Genomic DNA, 2,873 nt, shown 5'->3' with positions numbered 1-2,873 from the left:
TTCTGAAAGCAAAATTTTTCTAATAAACCTTTCAATTTTAAGTATCCAATAAGTCGGAATTATTAAAACATAAACTGTATGAAATCCACAAAATCAAATTAGAACCGAGTAAATTATCCGCATTCCAAGCCAAAATATTGAAGTTTGAAAGGCTAAAAAAAACATACTACAAGTCAAAACAGCAAACAATAAATTGACATTTGTATTTTATCAATTATCTTTGTCGCTTTCAAACACACAACCATGAATTATTTTTCTTCTGATTTTAAACTAGGCATATTAGGTGGCGGACAATTAGGCAAAAATGCTGTTGTTTGACACGCGAAAATTCGATATACAAACCTATGTACTAGACCCTAGCGACGAGGCCCCTTGCAAAATCGCTTGTAACCAATTCTTCAAAGGCGATTTGATGGATTTTGATACCGTATACAACTTTGGAAAACAAGTCGATGTACTGACTTTCGAAATCGAATTGGTAAATCTAGAAGCCTTAGAAAAACTAGAAAACGAAGGCAAAAAAGTATATCCATCTCCAAAAACCTTGCGTTTGATTCAGAACAAAGGCGTTCAAAAAGATTTTTACACACAACATAATATCCCTACCGCTCCCTATACTCGATTTGAAAATCTTGAAGCATTACAATTGGCTGTTGCCTCTAGCATAGTCGAGTTACCTTTTGTGTGGAAATGTACTGAATTTGGTTACGACGGAAACGGCGTAAAAGTGGTTCGAAAAGCTTCGGATTTGGATTTGTTACCCAATGTAGAATGCATTGCCGAAACGATGATTCCATTCAAAAACGAATTGGCCGTTATCGTTTGCCGAAATCCATCGGGCGAAATCAAAACCTATCCTGTGGTCGAAATGGAATTTCATCCCGAAGCCAATCAGGTAGAATACGTAATCTGTCCTGCAAGAATCGATGAAAAAGTAGCCGAAAAAGCCAGAGCGATTGCACTAAATGTTTCGCAACAATTCAACCACGTAGGTCTTTTGGCGGTTGAAATGTTTCAAACCGAAGACGATGACATTCTAGTGAATGAAGTAGCACCTCGTCCGCACAATTCAGGTCATTACAGCATTGAGGCGAGTTATACTTCGCAATTCGAAAATCATCTGCGTGCCATTTTGGATTTACCTTTAGGCAATACCGATAGCAAAGTGGCTGGAATTATGGTCAATTTAGTAGGTGCCGAAGGGCATTCAGGAGATGTAGTTTACGAAAACATCGAAACGATTTTAGGTTGGAACGGTGTTACGCCTCACATATACGGTAAAAAACAAACCCGTCCTTTTAGAAAAATGGGACACGTGACCATTGCGAATGAAAATATGGCTGAGGCAAGAAGAATTGCTGAGGAAGTAAAGAATACGATAAGAGTGATTTCTAAATAATTAAAAGATGGAATGATTTAAAGATTAGAATTTATGGTTAAACCAATTATTTAATCTTTAAATCATTCCATCTTTTAATTATTTAGAAATCACTCTTATCGTATTCTTTACTTCCTCAGCAATTCTTCTTGCCTCAGCCATATTTTCATTCGCAATGGTCACGTGTCCCATTTTTCTAAAAGGACGGGTTTGTTTTTTACCGTATATGTGAGGCGTAACACCGTTCCAACCTAAAATCGTTTCGATGTTTTCGTAAACTACATCTCCTGAATGCCCTTCGGCACCTACTAAATTGACCATAATTCCAGCCACTTTGCTATCGGTATTGCCTAAAGGTAAATCCAAAATGGCACGCAGATGATTTTCGAATTGCGAAGTATAACTCGCCTCAATGCTGTAATGACCTGAATTGTGCGGACGAGGTGCTACTTCATTCACTAGAATGTCATCGTCTTCGGTTTGAAACATTTCAACCGCCAAAAGACCTACGTGGTTGAATTGTTGCGAAAACATTTAGTGCAATCGCTCTGGCTTTTTCGGCTACTTTTTCATCGATTCTTGCAGGACAGATTACGTATTCTACCTGATTGGCTTCGGGATGAAATTCCATTTCGACCACAGGATAGGTTTTGATTTCGCCCGATGGATTTCGGCAAACGATAACGGCCAATTCGTTTTTGAATGGAATCATCGTTTCGGCAATGCATTCTACATTGGGTAACAAATCCAAATCCGAAGCTTTTCGAACCACTTTTACGCCGTTTCCGTCGTAACCAAATTCAGTACATTTCCACACAAAAGGTAACTCGACTATGCTAGAGGCAACAGCCAATTGTAATGCTTCAAGATTTTCAAATCGAGTATAGGGAGCGGTAGGGATATTATGTTGTGTGTAAAAATCTTTTTGAACGCCTTTGTTCTGAATCAAACGCAAGGTTTTTGGAGATGGATATACTTTTTTGCCTTCGTTTTCTAGTTTTTCTAAGGCTTCTAGATTTACCAATTCGATTTCGAAAGTCAGTACATCGACTTGTTTTCCAAAGTTGTATACGGTATCAAAATCCATCAAATCGCCTTTGAAGAATTGGTTACAAGCGATTTTGCAAGGGGCCTCGTCGCTAGGGTCTAGTACATAGGTTTGTATATCGAATTTTCGCGTGTCAAACAACAGCATTTTGCCTAATTGTCCGCCACCTAATATGCCTAGTTTAAAATCAGAAGAAAAATAATTCATGGTTGTGTGTTTTGAAAGCGACAAAGATAATTGATAAAATACAAATGTCAATTTATTGTTTGCTGTTTTGACTTGTAGTATGTTTTTTTTAGCCTTTCAAACTTCAATATTTTGGCTTGGAATGCGGATAATTTACTCGGTTCTAATTTGATTTTGTGGATTTCATACAGTTATGTTTTAATAATTCCGACTTATTGGATACTTAAAATTGAAAGGTTTATTTAGAAAAAATTTTGCTTT

General features: G+C 37.2%; 2 pseudogenes. One reads left to right on the top strand and one right to left on the bottom strand.

From position 1 onward, the window contains the following. Positions 1 to 243 precede the first annotated feature (243 nt). Positions 244 to 1,399, top strand: a pseudogene (locus BXU11_RS17120) (5-(carboxyamino)imidazole ribonucleotide synthase). A gap of 78 nt (positions 1,400 to 1,477) precedes the next feature. On the opposite strand, the pseudogene BXU11_RS17115 reads toward BXU11_RS17120, so the two are convergent. Next, positions 1,478 to 2,633: pseudogene (locus BXU11_RS17115) on the bottom strand (5-(carboxyamino)imidazole ribonucleotide synthase). Positions 2,634 to 2,873: the final 240 nt, after the last annotated feature.

Origin of the sequence: Flavobacterium sp. LM5 (assembly GCF_002017945.1) — a bacterium.
Classification (GTDB): domain Bacteria; phylum Bacteroidota; class Bacteroidia; order Flavobacteriales; family Flavobacteriaceae; genus Flavobacterium; species Flavobacterium succinicans.
Note: the sequence above shows the minus strand (reverse complement) of the source record. Positions and strands in the feature narration are given on the sequence as shown.